The organism is Streptomyces sp. NPDC031064 (genome assembly GCF_055570965.1).
Genome location: NZ_JBVIGF010000008.1, coordinates 122,989 through 136,387 on the forward strand (window position 1 = coordinate 122,989; position 13,399 = coordinate 136,387).

General features: G+C 69.7%; 14 protein-coding genes. 7 read left to right on the forward strand and 7 right to left on the reverse strand.

Translation table 11 applies throughout. The features are described from left to right. Positions 1-2 precede the first annotated feature (2 nt). Positions 3-1,004, forward strand: coding sequence for an aminoglycoside phosphotransferase family protein (locus ACZ46W_RS27260; RefSeq protein ID WP_468342673.1), 1,002 nt, complete (start codon positions 3-5; stop codon positions 1,002-1,004). On the opposite strand, the gene ACZ46W_RS27265 is transcribed toward ACZ46W_RS27260, so the two are convergent. Beyond that, the gene (locus ACZ46W_RS27265; protein WP_468342676.1) at positions 974-1,198 is read right to left on the reverse strand and encodes a DUF397 domain-containing protein; all 225 of its coding nucleotides are present in this window, start codon (positions 1,196-1,198) and stop codon (positions 974-976) included. The two genes, ACZ46W_RS27260 and ACZ46W_RS27265, sit on opposite strands and share 31 nt — an antisense overlap. After that, entirely contained in the window at positions 1,195-2,043 is an 849-nt protein-coding gene (locus ACZ46W_RS27270; protein ID WP_468342678.1) for a helix-turn-helix domain-containing protein, read from the reverse strand. The genes ACZ46W_RS27265 and ACZ46W_RS27270 overlap by 4 nt, the downstream gene beginning before the upstream one ends. 178 nt (positions 2,044-2,221) lie before the next feature. On the opposite strand from ACZ46W_RS27270, the gene ACZ46W_RS27275 reads away from it, so the two are divergent. Further along, entirely contained in the window at positions 2,222-2,869 is a 648-nt protein-coding gene (locus ACZ46W_RS27275; RefSeq protein ID WP_468342681.1) for an ATP-binding protein, read from the forward strand. Here ACZ46W_RS27275 and ACZ46W_RS27280 read toward each other — a convergent pair. Beyond that, positions 2,866-6,018 (reverse strand): DEAD/DEAH box helicase, encoded by a 3,153-nt coding sequence (locus tag ACZ46W_RS27280; protein WP_468342684.1) that lies wholly within the window; start codon positions 6,016-6,018, stop codon positions 2,866-2,868. The two genes, ACZ46W_RS27275 and ACZ46W_RS27280, sit on opposite strands and share 4 nt — an antisense overlap. 157 nt (positions 6,019-6,175) lie before the next feature. Between ACZ46W_RS27280 and ACZ46W_RS27285 the strand changes: the two genes are divergently transcribed. Beyond that, positions 6,176-7,279, forward strand: a complete 1,104-nt coding sequence (locus ACZ46W_RS27285) for an MrcB family domain-containing protein (protein WP_468342687.1) — start codon at positions 6,176-6,178, stop codon at positions 7,277-7,279. 12 nt (positions 7,280-7,291) lie between these two features. Here the strand turns inward: ACZ46W_RS27285 and ACZ46W_RS27290 are convergent, their stop codons facing one another. Next, positions 7,292-7,744: an excalibur calcium-binding domain-containing protein gene (locus ACZ46W_RS27290; protein WP_468342690.1), complete on the reverse strand. Its 453-nt coding sequence runs from the start codon at positions 7,742-7,744 to the stop codon at positions 7,292-7,294. Positions 7,745-7,876: 132 nt separating this feature from the next. Continuing rightward, on the reverse strand, positions 7,877-8,890 hold the full coding sequence (locus tag ACZ46W_RS27295; RefSeq protein WP_468342693.1) for an SEC-C metal-binding domain-containing protein: 1,014 nt from the start codon (positions 8,888-8,890) through the stop codon (positions 7,877-7,879). Between the two features lie 65 nt (positions 8,891-8,955). Here ACZ46W_RS27295 and ACZ46W_RS27300 point away from each other — a divergent pair, with 65 nt between their 5' ends. From ACZ46W_RS27300 to ACZ46W_RS27315, 4 genes are all read left to right on the forward strand, one after another. Then, positions 8,956-9,720: a class E sortase gene (locus ACZ46W_RS27300; protein ID WP_468342696.1), complete on the forward strand. Its 765-nt coding sequence runs from the start codon at positions 8,956-8,958 to the stop codon at positions 9,718-9,720. 27 nt (positions 9,721-9,747) lie between these two features. Next, positions 9,748-10,056, forward strand: coding sequence for a DUF6412 domain-containing protein (locus tag ACZ46W_RS27305; protein ID WP_468342699.1), 309 nt, complete (start codon positions 9,748-9,750; stop codon positions 10,054-10,056). Between the two features lie 87 nt (positions 10,057-10,143). After that, positions 10,144-10,845, forward strand: a complete 702-nt coding sequence (locus ACZ46W_RS27310) for a YidC/Oxa1 family membrane protein insertase (protein ID WP_468342702.1) — start codon at positions 10,144-10,146, stop codon at positions 10,843-10,845. 101 nt (positions 10,846-10,946) lie between these two features. Next, entirely contained in the window at positions 10,947-11,804 is an 858-nt protein-coding gene (locus tag ACZ46W_RS27315; protein WP_468342705.1) for a fumarylacetoacetate hydrolase family protein, read from the forward strand. Positions 11,805-11,868: 64 nt separating this feature from the next. On the opposite strand, the gene ACZ46W_RS27320 is transcribed toward ACZ46W_RS27315, so the two are convergent. Together ACZ46W_RS27320 and ACZ46W_RS27325 are read right to left on the reverse strand one after the other, a co-directional pair. Next, a complete protein-coding gene (locus ACZ46W_RS27320) occupies positions 11,869-12,333 on the reverse strand; it encodes a heme-degrading domain-containing protein (RefSeq protein WP_468342708.1) in 465 nt (154 codons plus the stop codon). Next, the gene (locus tag ACZ46W_RS27325) at positions 12,330-13,397 is read right to left on the reverse strand and encodes a Gfo/Idh/MocA family oxidoreductase (RefSeq protein ID WP_468342711.1); all 1,068 of its coding nucleotides are present in this window, start codon (positions 13,395-13,397) and stop codon (positions 12,330-12,332) included. The genes ACZ46W_RS27320 and ACZ46W_RS27325 overlap by 4 nt, the downstream gene beginning before the upstream one ends. Positions 13,398-13,399: the final 2 nt, after the last annotated feature.

Sequence of the window (13,399 nt, forward strand, 5' to 3'; positions counted from 1 at the left end):
CCGTGGACCCTGTCGCCCTCTACGAGGAGGCCCGCGCCCGGGAAGGCGCCCAGTCGGGCCACTACCACCGCAACGTCCGCGTGGAGGGCGACAGAGGCCCGGTCATCGTCCGGATGCGCTCGGGCGGGGCCGAGGCCATGGACCCCACCCTGTGGCCGGAGGCCGACGTACTCGCCGCCATCGCCCCGCACGTCCCCTCGGCCCCGCGCCTGCTGCACGCGGGCGCCGACCCCGACTTCCAGATCCACGAGTTCGTCGAGGGCCGCCGCGTCGACGACCTCGCCCCCGACGGCAAGCCGCTCCCCGAGCCGGTGCTGGACGCCATCGGGACGCTCTTCGCCCACCTGCTCCACGTCCCGCCCCACGCCCTCCCGCCGGTGCCGCCCGACTGGCCCCGCGACGGCGACACGCCCGCCTTCGCCGGCCGCCTCCTGGCCCTCGTCCGCACCATCCGGCACCGGGGCGACGCTTCCATCAGCGCCCTGTACGACGCCCTCGGCGTCCCCGACGACCCATGCGCCCTCCTCCAGACCCGCGCGGCCACCCTGACCGCCCGCCCCTTCCGCCTGCTCCACGCGGACATCCACCGCAAGAACATGATCCTCACCGACCAGAACCACGTCGTCTTCCTCGACTGGGAACTGGCCCTGTGGGGAGACCCGGTCTACGACCTCGCGGACCACCTCCACAAGACCTCCCCCACGGCCGCCGACCGAACGGCCATCACCACCGCCTGGCACCACGCGGCACCCCCCGCATGCCGCGAGCACTGGCACGAGGCCCTCGACTACTACCTCGCCTACGAGGCGGTGAAGTCCGCCATCGTCGACACGGTCCGCTGGGGCCGCCGCATCGCCACGGAACCGTCCCAGGACGCCCGCCTGGCCCTAGCCCACGAACTCACCACCAAGCTCGCGACCGCCCACCCCCACTGGCCGGCCGATTCCCGCCCGGTTCCGACACCAGAGGCCGTTCAGGCGGCGGCGGAGCGCTGGCTGGGCTGAGCCCATCCGACGAAGGCCCGCCACGCCTGCCCGGACACGGCCACGGTAGGCCCACCGTGCCGCTTGGAGTCCCGCACGAGCATCCCGTCACGGGTGGGCGCGCACTCCACGCATTCCCCACCGGAGCCATTGCTGTACGAGGACGTGAACCATCGAAGGTCGGTCGGGCCTATGTGGCTGGGGCGTTGATTCATCTCGCGTAATCCTTCAGTACGGACCGAATCACCTGGGCGGAACGCTGAGGGCTCGCTGCGGCGGCCCTCAGCATGTCGAACGCCCGCGCGTACTCCCGCACGTCGCTCTCCCCCTCCAGGTAGATGGCATCGGTGATGCCGTCCCGATACACGATGTCCGGGTCTTCCGGATCAGGGAAGCCCAGCATGGTGAAGGACCCCGTCGCGGGATAGGAGCCGGTGTCGAAGGGCAGCACCTGGATGGTCACGCTCGGCAGCTCCATTGAGCTTAGGATGCGCTCCAACTGCTCCCGCATCAGCGCCGTGTCCCCGATGACGTTGCGCAAGGTGCCCTCGTGCATGATGAACCAGGCGTCAGGAGCATCAGGGCGGGCAAGCATCGCCTGGCGTTCCATCCTTACCCGTACGGCCCGCTCGACGTCCTCGGGCGGAAGCTGGTTCGTTGCGCGGTGCAACTCGGCGGCGTAGGCAGGAGTCTGCATGAGGCCGGGCACGAACTCGCACTGATACTGCCTGAACGTGGAGATGTCCTGCTCCAGGCCGATGTAGATGGAGAACCAAGGTGGCACTCCGCTTCCGTGTGCCTGCCACCAGCCGCGCGTCTTGGCCTGCCGAGCCAGCGACTTGAGGAACTCGCGCAGTTCGTCGTCGGTCTCGTAGAAGCGGCACAGCGCGTCAACGTCCGACGGTTGGACCCGCCCGTGGCCCGTTTCCATGCGGTTGACCTTGGAGCCACTCCAGTCCAGTGCCTCACCCACCTGGGCGCACGTGTACCCGTTGCTCTCGCGGAGCTTCTTCAGCTCGATCGACAGGCGGCGGCGCCGGGCTGTCGGTGACCCTGCCATCTCAACCCTCTTTTCTCTGAGAGGCGTTCAAGTGTCCGCTCCGCACCACGCTGGTGCCAATCACTCATTGGTGGGAATCCCGTTGTGCACATTGCATGGCGGGATGGGTCAGGCTCCATGCTGGCCACCGTGACGCTCCGCCTCGGGAGGCGGAGACGCACGGCGAAAGGGGACGGACATGATTCACGAAGCCTGCATGTCGAGAAAGCCCTGGGAACTCCCGTTCCTGGCGGACCCACGAGAGGCCGCCGGGATCCGGAACGTCATCAGGACCCACCTGAAACTGTGGGGACTCGGCGAGCAGACGGAAGCTGCTCAGCTCTGCGCGAGTGAGCTGGTCGCCAATGTCATCACGCACGTCGGCGTCGGGACGCCCGCGACGCTCGCCATGTCCATGAGCGGCACCTACCTCCGCATCGAGGTACACGACCCCGACACCCGAGCCCTGCCCACCCTCCTCCAGGCCGGCCCAGACGCCGAGGGCGGCCGAGGGATGGCCCTCATCGACGCGGTTGCCGATCGCTGGGGCGTCCAGCTCCGCGCCGACCGGAAGGTGACCTGGTGCGAGATCGCGACGGGCCTCACCGCACCCGACGGTCACAGCGGTGGTGCACGGGTGACCCGGGCCGAAGCGATGCTCACCCTCTACGGCGCGTCCAAGCTGCCGCGTGTGGCGACGCCGAGCCTGCTGAGCGTCGCCGCCGCGGAGGAGGCGGTGATCGATGTGATCGCCGACCTCCTCCACTGGCTACGGGCTCACGGATGCGATCCGGACGAAGCGCTGGACCGGGCGCAGACGCACTTCGAGGCCGAGGCGTACGCCTAGCTCGCTGCGATCGCCGCGTAGGTGTACACGTCGGCGGGGATTTCGTGGTGGAGCCGCCAGGTGATGGCCATCGGCTTGCTGCCCTTGTGGCCGTCATACGTGGCTGGTCCGAGCAGCATCCACGGCTGGGCTCCGCCTATGTCCGTGCTCTTGTAGCGGCGGACGAAGAGCAGGACATGGCTGCCTTCCGTGGCGTGACGCTGGTACCGCAGGCCGGTGGGTGAGGTTTCGGAGGTCTGGTTCTGCGATTCCCAGTGGAAGAGCGTGTCACTCAAGGCGTAGTCGTGATAGCGCGTCTGCGGGGAGAAGTCCTTCTCGTCCTTTTCTAGGGTGATCAACAAGGCGTCCGTCTTGATGGAGTCACACCACTTCACGCCCTCACGGAAGTCGCCCGGTAGGAAGCCGCCGATGAATGACTGGCCGAGTGCGGGCAGGATCTCCTCGCGGCTGTACGAGGCATGCACTGTCAGCGGCAGACCGGCTTGGTCGCCCACCAGTGGGATCGGGACGTGCTCCGTGTGCGCCAGGTTGTACGCCAGGACCTGGCGTAGCTCGTCGCGGAAGGCGTGCTGGCCGCGGAGGCTGGCGAAGCCCTCGTCGTAGCTCGCGAAGCCCTTGCGGGTGACGCCCCCCAACGGCCAGAGCTGGAAGAACAGCATGCGGGCGTACGCCTGGCCCTTCTCGTCAAGCTCGTCGTAGGCGGGGGCGCTGTCCTCGAGGAGACGGGTGTAGGCCGCGACGCGGAGTGGGTCATCGACGTGCAGGAAGGAAGGGATGCGCTTCAGCAGAGCGGCCTCGCCATCCGGCGCGTCGGCCTTCAACAGCCCAGCCCGGCGGAGCAGCCCGGTCCAGGAGTTTCCGCTGCCCCGGTATAGCTCCTTCAGCTCACGGCCGCTCTCCGCGAGGTAGTGACTGAGCTCGGGGATGGCGTAGTCAGCCACCTCGCGGGCCAGAGCGGTGACATTGACGCCGATCTGGTCCTTGATGTTCGCGATGATCGTCTTCTTGGCCTTTTCCTCCAGGATGATCTGGCACCCGGACGGCAACTGGGGGAAGTCGTGCTCGATGTTGGCCAGCAGGCGCTTACGTGTGAGGTTCGTCAGCGCACGGAATTGGTTCTCGAAGCGGAACTCCTTGCGGTGCTGGCCGATGAAGTCGAGAACGGTCAGCACGGCCTTGTTCTCGCTGCGCCGGAGCCCACGGCCGAGCTGTTGGAGGAAGACGGTGGCGCTGGAGGTGGGACGCAGTAGGAGCAAGGTGTCAACGTCGGGAATGTCGAGCCCTTCATTGAAGAGGTCGACCGAGAAGATCACCTGGAGCGCGCCGGCCTTGAGATCGGCCAGGGCCCGCTTTCGCTGCTCGGGAGGTGTCTCGCCGGACAGCGCGACGGCGTTCAGGCCGGCAGTGCGGAAGAACTCCGCCATGAAGTGGGCGTGGGCGACGGTCACGCAGAAGCCGAGAGCCCGCATGGTCGACGGGTTGGCGATCTTGTCCTGCACTGACTTGACGACCAACCGTGCCCGGGCGTCGTTACCCGTGAGCACGTTGCCCAAGTCCGTCGCGTCGTACCCACCGCGCTTCCACTGGACCGCGCTGAGGTCGGTGTTGTCGCTGATGCCGAAGTAGTGGAACGGGCTGAGCAGGTCGTTCTCCAGCGCCTCCCACAGGCGCATTTCCGCGGCGATCCGCCCATTGAAGAATTCGTCCTGGATGTTCTTGCCGTCCATCCGCTCGGGCGTTGCCGTCAGGCCGAGCAACTCCAGGGGGGCGAAGTGGTCAATGATCTTCCGGTACGTCGGCGATGTTCCGTGGTGGAACTCGTCGATCACGATCACGTCGAAGTGGTCGGGCGTCAACTGCTCCAGCGCACGTGTATTGAGGGACTGTACGCTGGCGAAGACATGGTTCCAGCGCTCAGGAATCTCACCGCTGTGGAAATGCTCACCGAAGTTCGCATCGGTCAGCACGTCTTGGTACGTCCGCATCGACTGCTGCAGGATTTCCCGGCGGTGTGCCACGAAGAGCAGTCGGAGATCGCGTCCGTACCGCTTGCGGAGCTGCTTGTAGTCGAGGGCGGCCATCACCGTTTTGCCGGTACCTGTCGCGGCCACGAGGAGGTTGCGGTGACAGTCATGGACGGCCCGTTCCACCTCCAGACGCTCCAGCATGTCGCGCTGGTGCGGATACGGCCGGACCTCCAGACCGGACAGCGTGATTCGGGTGGAGGAGGCTGAGGACGTGCCACCAGCGATGGTGAGTGCCTCGTCGAGGCGGCTGCCGTCGTGCTCCGGGTCGTACGTCTCGAAGGAGGGATCGCTCCAGTAGGCGTCGAAGGTGCCCTCGAACTTGCGGAGGACGTCCGGCGTGGCGACGGACGAGAGGCGGACGTTCCACTCCAGGCCGTCCAACAGCGCCGCCTTGGAGAGGTTCGAGCTGCCGACGTACGCGGTGTCGTATCCGGTGTGGCGACGGAACAGCCAGGCCTTGGCGTGGAGGCGGGTGGAGCGGGTCTCGTAGTTGACCTTGACCGTGGCACCGAATTCCCGCACGAGGCGGTCCAGGGCCCGGCGTTCGGTAGCCCCGATGTATGTCGTCGTGATGACGCGTATCGGCACCCTGCGCTCACAAGCGGCCTTCAAGGACTGCTCGATGATGCGCAGCCCATGCCACTTCACGAAGGCGCAGAGGAGGTCGACGCGGTCGGCGGTGGCGATTTCGGTACGGAGCTCGAAGCCGAGGCTCGGGTCCTCGGGGGAGTTGGTGAGGAGCGCGGTGTCCGAGAGGGGCGTCGCCGGTCGGACCGCGTAGACGCCCGGGGCTTCCTGGCGGGCCAGTGCGAGGAGTTCACGCGGGCCATCGGCCACCAACTCCACCCACTCGCGGGCGCCCTCCAGGGTGCTGATGGATTCCAGGATGTGGTTCGCGGCGTGGACTCGCTCCTCGGCCGGCAGACCGTGGAGCACGCGGCGCACCGTCTCGGCGACGTGTCTGGCGAGGACGTGAGGGACGGACTCCGGCCCGATGGTGCCGCTGATCTGGTGCCACCCCTGATCGGCGATCCCCGCCAACTGCTGTTCGAGCCGCATGGTGATGAGCTGCTCGTACAGCCCCGCTGACAGGGTCGATGAATCGCTGCCGATCTGAGGCATCGCGGCTCCCAGTAGACGTGATCGTTGGACTCGTTCTACCAAGAGGCACTGACAACTTGGTCTGGCATGGCCAGACCGTGCTCCGTAACTTGGCTATGTTGATCGCTAATCGTCAATTGTGTGGCCGAAAGTGATCGACTCGGGCTACTTTCTGTGAATGTCCCTCCGTGACCTGCTGATACGCATAGCCGAGACGTACGAGCCTGATGGCATGGCGACCAGTGATCTTCCTGGACACGCCCTGCTGTGGGCGGTGGAGAAGCGAACGGACTTGCCCTGGCCAAAGAGGTGCTCCGCCATCGGCTACGGAGGGCAGGGAAAGGCGAGCCTGACTCCCTGGATCGGTGTCTTCGACCGCACCATCAACGAAAACCCGCACGACGGTCTCTACCTCGCTTACATCTTCGACTACCCCCGCAGTTCGGTCACCCTGACGCTCCAGCAGGGCGTGACCAAGCTGAGTAAGGCGTACGGGAAGGGCGGCAAGCTGCACCGTTATCTGACCGCACAGGCACAGACGTTGCGCGGAGCGTTGCGGCCGACGCTGGCTGAACAGTGGCAGGACTCGATGGATCTGCGCGTTGAGGCGAAGCACTGGCGGCCGCGCTCGTATGAGAAGGCCAATGTGGCGGCGCGGCGGTATCTGATCGAGGACCTGCCGTCAGATGAGGTCTTGGCGAGCGATTTGGACGAGGCGGTGCAGCTCCTTCGGGACGCCGCCGCCGTCGACCGCTTCTGGCTCCAGACACCGAAGGACGACGAACCCGTCATTGAGTACCCGGAGCGTGGGCATGCCGACGACCCGCTGCGCGGGTTCCGACCGAAGAGCAGCGAGAGCTACTACGTCGACGTCCAGGGCGGCAGACAAGAGCGGACCAAGGAACACGAGGCGCTGATGCTGAGGTTCGCACAGCACGCCGTCGCATGCGGGTACATCCCGATCACCGAGGGGATGCACCCGCGTGACGTAGTCCTCCGCGACCCTCGTTCACCCGAGCGGGAGTGGCTGGTCGAGGGCAAGACGGTGAAGCCTGGGAAGGAATACCGGGCCGTACGTGAGGCCGTTGGGCAGTTGTACGAGTACCGGCACTTCTACTACGAGAAGAAGCAGCAGCCGGCTCCGCACTTGGTCGCCCTCTTCACCCACGACATAGGGCACTACGCCGACTACCTCGCATCGCTGGGCATCGTGGCCGTGTGGGAGCGCCCCATTGGTTGGGGTGGCTCCCCACAAGCCGTCGACTGGCGACTGGCCGACTAGGGACGCCGCCGGTCAACCGTTGTCGCACCCCACCCCGTCGTTGTCCCTGTCCAGGTGGCTGGCGTAGCCCGGTTCGCCGCGGAGGACGGGGGCGGCGCCGGCGGCGCGGGCGGCGGCGCAGTTGGGGTAGTAGACGTTCTCGTCGGAGGTGCCCGAATCGCCGCTGCCCGAGTCGTCGTTGGCGGGGGCCTCGCGGGTGACCGTGGCCGTGGCTGTGACCGTTTCGGTGACGGTGACAGCCGGGGCGGGGGCGGTGGTGGGGGTCGCGGTGACCGTGGCGGTGGCCGTGGCCGTGGTGGTCACGGTGACGGCGGGGGCGGCCTTGGTGGCCGGTTCGGTGTTGCCCTCGGTGGTCAGGGCTCCGCAGCCGGTGCCGATCAGCAGGAGCAGCAGGCCGCCCGCCCAGACGCGCTTCATGCGGTACAGGGGGCGGGCGGTGGTGGGCTGCTGGTACGCGTTCGTCATGGCACACGTCTCCCTCGCACACAGGGACTGGGACTGTGTGGGGGAACAGGGAGCCAGTCGCGGCAGTAGTCAATTGTGAAAGTACTGCATGCGAATGGTGAAGAGGAGGGGAACGATCCGAATCGTGGAGGGTCAGATTCGGGCAGTGCCGTGACAGTCCCCGTACTTCGTGCCCGAGCCGCACCAGCACGGGGAGGTGCGGGCCGGGGGCCAGGGGGTGGCGCGGCCGCGGGCGGCGAGGGTGGTGGCGTACTGGGGGAGGAGCGCCGCGTTGGAGGGGGAGGTGGACTCGGAGGCGGCGAAGGCTTCGTAGGAGGGGACCGTGCCCTGGACGATGCCCAGGTTGGGGGTGCCCGCGGCGGAGAGTTCGCGGAGGGAGGCTTCGATGTCGGTGAGGTGGGCCGCGTGGGTCGGGTACTCGGACTCCAGCTCCGGGTAGGCGGCGAGGAGCTCGGTCAGCTCGTCGGCCGGCCAGAGCAGGACCGCCACCGGGAAGGGGCGGGACAGGGCCGTGCGGTAGGAGCCCAGCTCGCTGCGCAGGCGGGTGATCTCGGCCTGGAGCTCGGCGGGGTCGGAGGAGCCGAGGGACCACAGGCGCTTGGGGTCGTGCAGCTCGTCCAGCGGGACCGCGCCGGTGTGGAGGCGGTCCGCCAGGACGTCCCAGTCGTCGTGGCGGAGGCCCAGCAGGCGGCGCACGCGGTGGCGGCCCATGAGGAGGGACTGCGTCGGGTACGGGACCTCGTCGTCCGGGGAGGGGACCAGGGTCGTCACCGCGGTGGTGAAGACGGCTTCGGAGGATTCCAATTCGTCGTGGGCCTCCAGCGTCTCCGCGACGATCTCCCAGGCGGCCGGGTCGGCGGGGGGCGTGGCGCGGATGCCCTCGATGATGGCGCGGGCCTCGGCCTCGTGGCCGTACTCCCAGAGGTTGGCCGCCTTGAGGGCCTTGATCAGGTATGGGTTCTCCGGCGGCGGCGTCGCGGCCAGGAGGTCGTCGTACAGCGTCGTCGCGCGAGCGCGGGCACCGGCCAGCTCCAGGTGGGCGGCCGCCTGGAGGAGCAGCGGTTCGCGGTCCTCGGGGTACTGCGCCGCGGTGCGCAGCAGACGCTCGGCTTCGGTGATGTGATCGGCAGGCGTGTCGGGGCGCATGGGGGACACCGTACTGCTGTGCGGCGGGTCTGGTGGGTTGTCGGGGCAGCACCTATGGTGCCCGCGTGCGCGAGCGGATACCGGTGGTGGTACGGCGGCGGCAGGGCGGGTGGCGCGGGATGCTCGCCCGGGGGATGTGGGTCGGGGCCGAGATCGTGGTGACGGTCGGGGTCGTCCTGATGCTCCTCGTCGTCCACCAGTTCTGGTGGACCAACCAGCAGGCCCGCGCCGGTGCCCAGCGCCAGGTCCACGCCCTGGAGCGGGAGTGGGGAGGGAGGGCGCTCCCGCCGCCCGCCCCCGCCCCCGCCCCCGCCCCCGCCCCCGCGCCCTCGCCTTCGGTGGCTGAGGGCGGGCAGAGCGCGGGCCGGGCCTCCGGTGCGGCGAGTCGTCCGGCCGTGCGGCAGCCTGCCGCGTACGCCATCCTCCGCATCCCCGCCCTCCGGCTCGCCGTGCCCATCGGCCGGGGCGTCGGCAAACCCCTCCTCGACAAGGGGTACGCCGGCCACTACCCCGGCACCGCCCAGCCCGGGCAGGCCGGGAACTTCGCCCTCGCCGGGCACCGCAACACCCACGGCGAGCCGTTCCGGTACATCAACCGGCTCCGGAAGGGCGACGAGATCATCGTCGAGACGCGCGACGGGGTGTTCACGTACGTGGTCGACCGGACGCTCGCGCGGACCTCGCCCCGCGATACCGCCGCCATCGCCGCCGTACCGAAGGGGTACAGCGAGCCCGGCTACTACGTGACGCTCACCACGTGTACTCCCGAGTACAGTTCGGCGTACCGGCTCATCGTGTGGGGGGAACTCCGTTCGATGCGGCCACGTTAGAGGCACGAGAGGGGGGGTGAGGGGTTCATGAGTCGTCTTGTCGCGCCGCTGGCGCGCTGCGGCCTCGTCGGCTTCCTGCTGTTCCTCTTCTCCGAGGGCCTCCACGCCGAGGGCGGCGCCCTCTCCGCTGCCGTGGCGCTCGTCGCCGTCGGCTCCGAGCTCGTCGCGTGCGCCGTCATCGCCGCGCGCCGCGTGCCCGCCGTACCGCCGACCCGGGTGCGTACGGCCATCCGCGACCGTGAGCGGCGCACCGCGTTCCTGCCGCAGCGCGACCCCGACGCCTCCGGGCGCCGGCGGCCCCGAGCGCCCGGCCGTCTCCTTCCGACGGCCGCGTAGGGGCTCCGCTTCCCGGTCCTCCTCCGCGGTTCGTCATGCCGAGAGTCACATTCCGGTACGACGAGACCCCTCGGAGGGCTCCTTTCCATGTCCGTTTTCGCCTCACTTGTCGAGCAGCTCGCCGGGCTGCTCCAGCCGCTGTTCCACGGCTCCGCCACGGCCGCCGCCATCGTCGCCTTCACCATGCTCGTACGGCTCGCCGTGCACCCGCTGTCCCGGGCCGCCGCACGCGGGCAGAAGGCGCGTACGCGGCTGGCGCCGCGGGTGGCCGAGCTGCGCAAGAAGCACGCCAAGGATCCGGAGCGGTTGCAGCGGGCCGTGCTGGAGCTGCACGCCGAGGAGAAGGTGTCGCCGCTGGCCGGGTGCCTGCCGAGCCTGTTGCAGGCGCCCGCGTTCTTCCTGATGTACCACCTCTTCTCGGGCGGGAGCCTGAGCGGGCACACCCTGCTCGCCGCGCCCCTCGGCGGGCGCTGGGCGGACGCCCTCGCGGACGGCGGCGTCCTCGGGGCCGCCGGGCTGGTGTACCTGGCGCTGTTCGTGATCGTCGCCGCCGTCGCCACGTACACGTACCGGCGTACCAAGGGGCAGATGGCGGAGATGGGAGACCTGGGCGGGGCCACGCCCGGGGCCATGCCCGGCGGCATGGCGAAGGTCATGCCGCTGCTGTCGTTCGCGACCCTCGTCACCGTCGCCGTCGTCCCCCTGGCCGCCGCGCTCTATGTCGTCACGAGCACCGCCTGGACCGCCGCCGAGCGGGCGTACCTCTTCCGGGGCTCGTCCACTGGGTGAACGGGGTCTTGCGGGGTGGTCCGATGTCTTGGAGGATCGACCAATCCTCCGATGGCCGCACTCCATCGGCCGGGGCATACCTCGACCACAGGGAGAAGACCATGAAGCTGCTGCGCGTCGGTACGGCGGGCGCCGAGCGCCCCGCGCTGCTCGACCAGGACGGGGTCCTGCGGGATCTGTCGGCGGTCGTCCCGGACATCGACGGGGACCTGCTCTCCGACGCCTCCGCCCTCGACCGGGTCCGCGCCGCCGCCGACGCCGGTGTGCTGCCCGAACTGGACCCGGCCGGGCTGCGGATCGGGCCGCCGGTGGCGCGCGTCGGCAAGGTCGTGTGCATCGGGCTGAACTACCACGACCACGCCGCCGAGACGGGCCAGGCGACCCCCGCCGAGCCGGTCGTCTTCCTCAAAGCGTCCGACACGGTCGTCGGCCCGGACGACACCGTGCTCGTACCGCGCGGCAGCCGCAAGACCGACTGGGAGGTCGAGCTGGCGGTAGTCATCGGACGTACGGCCCGCTATGTGGACTCCGCGGAGGCCGCGCTCCTGCATGTCGCGGGGTACGCGGTCGCCCACGACGTCTCCGAGCGCGAGTTCCAGATCGAGCGCGGCGGCACCTGGGACAAGGGCAAGAACTGCGAGACGTTCAACCCGCTCGGCCCCTGGCTCGTGACGGCCGACGAGGTGCCGGACCCGCAGGCGCTGTCGCTGAAGCTCTGGGTGAACGGCGAGCTGAAGCAGGACGGCTCCACCTCCGACCAGATCTTCCCGGTGGGGGAAGTGGTGCGGTACGTCAGCCAGTTCATGACGCTGTACCCGGGCGACGTCATCAACACCGGTACGCCGGCGGGCGTGGCCATGGGCCAGCCGGAGCCGAAGCCGTTCCTGCGGGCCGGTGACGTCGTGGAGCTGGAGATCGAGGGGCTCGGGCGGCAGCGGCAGGAGCTCAAGGACGCCTGACGTCAGGCGTGAAAGGGAAGGCGGGCCACCCCTCGGGGGAGGGGGGTGGCCCGCCGGTCTTTGGTCAGGCGCCGGTGAGGCGTTCCAGGGCCTCCACCACCAGCGCGTGGTCCTCGACCTGAGGCAGGCCCGAGACCGTGACCGTGCCGATGACGCCCGCGCCCGTCACCGTGATGGGGAACGAGCCGCCGTGGGCGGCGTAGCGGTCGGGGTCCAGGCGGGAGTCCGTGTCGAAGGACTTGCCCTTGGCGCGGAAGCGGGTGCCGACGAGGAGGGAGCTCTCGGCGTACCGCTCGACGACGCGGCGCTTGCGGTCGATCCAGGCGTCGTTGTCGGCGCTGGAGCCGGGCAGGGCGGCGTGGAAGAGCTGCTGGCCGCCGCGCCGGATGTCGATGGCGACCGGGGCGCGGCGCTCGCGGGCGAGGTCGACCAGGAGGGTGCCGAGCGTCCAGGCGTCGTCGTAGGTGAAGCGGGGGAGGGTGAGGCGGGCCTGCTGCTCCTCCAGCTCCGCGAGGGTGGGGGCGGTCACAGCGTCACCGTCACACCGTCGCGGGCCGACCGGCGCGCCGCCTCCAGGATGTCCAGCGCGGCCGCCGCCTCGTGCGCGGTGACCGGCGGGGGCGTGCCGTCACGCAGGGCGGCGGCGATGGCGGCGTAGTACGCCGGGTAGTCGCCGGGGAGGGACGCGACCGGGGTGCCGCCGCCGGTCAGCGGGGACTCACCGGCGCCCAGCGCGCCCCACATCGACTCGGGCTCGGCGCCCCACCCCGGGCCGGGCCGCTCGCCCGCGCGCAGCGCCGCCTCCTGGGGGTCCAGGCCGTACTTCACGTACCCGGCCCGCGAGCCGAGCACCCGGAAGCGCGGGCCCAACTGGGCGGCGGTGGCGCTGACGTACAGGTGGGAGCGGACGCCGCCGGCGTGCGTGAGCGCGATGAACGTGTCGTCGTCCGCCTCGGCGCCTGGGCGGCGTACGTCCGACTCGGCGTACACCTGGGCGGCGGGGCCGAAGAGCACCAGCGCCTGGTCGACGACATGGCTGCCCAGGTCGTACAGCAGCCCGCCGAACTCCTCCGGCGCCCCCGACTCGCGCCAGCCGCCCTTGAGCCGCGGCCGCCACCGCTCGAAGCGGGACTCGAAGCGCTGTACGTCGCCCAGCTCGCCCCGGTCGAGCAGGGCGCGCAGAGTGAGGAAGTCGTTGTCCCAGCGGCGGTTCTGGAAGACGGACAGGAGCAGGCCGCGCTCGTCGGCGAGGGCGGCCAGCCCGCGCGCCTCCGCCGCCGTGCCGGCGACCGGCTTGTCGACCACGACCGGCAGGCCCGCCTTGAGGGCGGCGGTCGCGAGCGGGACGTGCGTCTTGTTGGGGGACGCGATCACGACCAGGTCCAGCTCACCGGCCCGCGTCCACAGCTCGTCCGCCGACGCGGCGAGGCGGACCCCGCCGAACGCGTCACGGGCCTGCCGCTGCCGCTCCGGGTTGGCGGTGACGACCGTGTCGAGGACCAGGCCCTCGGTCGCGGCGATCAGCGGAGCGTGGAAGACGGACCCCGCCAGGCCGTAGCCGACGAGTCCGACGCGGAGCGGTCGTCCAGTCATGC

Excerpts from the sequence above, each read along its gene's own strand:
- ACZ46W_RS27265 (WP_468342676.1), bottom strand. The coding sequence starts at position 1,198 with ATGAATCAACGCCCCAGCCACATAGGCCCGACCGACCTTCGATGGTTC.
- ACZ46W_RS27270 (WP_468342678.1), bottom strand. The coding sequence starts at position 2,043 with ATGGCAGGGTCACCGACAGCCCGGCGCCGCCGCCTGTCGATCGAGCTG.
- ACZ46W_RS27275 (WP_468342681.1), top strand. The coding sequence starts at position 2,222 with ATGATTCACGAAGCCTGCATGTCGAGAAAGCCCTGGGAACTCCCGTTC.
- ACZ46W_RS27280 (WP_468342684.1), bottom strand. The coding sequence starts at position 6,018 with ATGCCTCAGATCGGCAGCGATTCATCGACCCTGTCAGCGGGGCTGTAC.
- ACZ46W_RS27285 (WP_468342687.1), top strand. The coding sequence starts at position 6,176 with ATGTCCCTCCGTGACCTGCTGATACGCATAGCCGAGACGTACGAGCCT.
- ACZ46W_RS27290 (WP_468342690.1), bottom strand. The coding sequence starts at position 7,744 with ATGACGAACGCGTACCAGCAGCCCACCACCGCCCGCCCCCTGTACCGC.
- ACZ46W_RS27295 (WP_468342693.1), bottom strand. The coding sequence starts at position 8,890 with ATGCGCCCCGACACGCCTGCCGATCACATCACCGAAGCCGAGCGTCTG.
- ACZ46W_RS27305 (WP_468342699.1), top strand. The coding sequence starts at position 9,748 with ATGAGTCGTCTTGTCGCGCCGCTGGCGCGCTGCGGCCTCGTCGGCTTC.
- ACZ46W_RS27310 (WP_468342702.1), top strand. The coding sequence starts at position 10,144 with ATGTCCGTTTTCGCCTCACTTGTCGAGCAGCTCGCCGGGCTGCTCCAG.
- ACZ46W_RS27315 (WP_468342705.1), top strand. The coding sequence starts at position 10,947 with ATGAAGCTGCTGCGCGTCGGTACGGCGGGCGCCGAGCGCCCCGCGCTG.
- ACZ46W_RS27325 (WP_468342711.1), bottom strand. The coding sequence starts at position 13,397 with ATGACTGGACGACCGCTCCGCGTCGGACTCGTCGGCTACGGCCTGGCG.